At 66.8% G+C, this 895-nt stretch carries 1 protein-coding gene; it reads right to left on the bottom strand.

What is annotated here, in order from left to right; genetic code table 11:
* On the bottom strand, positions 1-831 hold an 831-nt coding region (locus LDO26_RS18145; protein WP_232132494.1), incomplete at its 3' end, for an IS481 family transposase.
* Positions 832-895 lie beyond the last annotated feature (64 nt).

Here is an 895-nt window from a genome sequence, read left to right as displayed (position 1 = left end):
GTTGGCGCGTTGTTCGGAGCTGGTATAGGAGCGCGCATAGGCCCATTCGCGCAGGCTGGTCTGGACCAGTCGCTCGGCCTTGCCATTGGTGCGCGGGGTGTAGGGTCGCGTGCGCAGATGACGCATGCCGAGCCGGCGGACAAGGCGGCGGAAGCGGCGTGATCGGTAGCAGGCGCCGTTGTCGGTCAGAACACGTTCGAAGCGCACGCCCAAGCTGCGGTAGTAGCGAACCGCTTGCACCAGGGCCCTGCAGGCACTGATCCCGCGCTCGTCCGGCTCGATGGAGCCGAAGGCCACGCGTGAGTGGTCGTCGATGGCCAAGTGGACGTACTCCCAGCCGATACCGCGGGAGTTGACCGTCCGATCATCGGTCATGCGATGGCCGGGCCGCCGGAACCGGGCCAGCTTCTTGATGTCCAGATGCAGCAGTTGGCCGGGTTGGGCGTACTCGTAGCGATTCTCCGGCAGCGCTGGCTCCAGGTCCGCCAGCCGGTGCAGGCCGGCGCGGCGCAGCAACCGGGCGATGGTGCTCGGCGCCACGGGCAGTTGCTGGGCGATCTGTCGATACGTTTGCCGTGAGCGGCGCTGCGCGATGACCTGGTCCACGACCTCCTGTGGCGTGGCATGGGGACAGCGTCGTGGCCGAGAGGACCGGTCGGCCAAGCCTTCCGGGCCTTCCTCCTTGAACCGCTTGAGCCACTTGTAGGCCGTGCGGACACTGACGCCGGCCGCATGCGCCGCTTCTTCCACCCGCAGACCATGAGCAAGGATGCGATCCACGAGCAGGGCTCGACCGCGAGGGCTCAAACGGGCATGTTTATGCAGGTTCATCCGGGGCTCCTGGGGGCTGGGTTGGCTTCGTAACCCCCATCTTCCAGAGATGCCCCGGATGAAC

It is taken from the genome of Proluteimonas luteida, assembly GCF_021191695.1.
Taxonomy (GTDB): Bacteria; Pseudomonadota; Gammaproteobacteria; order Xanthomonadales; family Xanthomonadaceae; genus Luteimonas; species Luteimonas luteida.
This window is presented reverse-complemented; position numbering and strand designations above follow the sequence as displayed.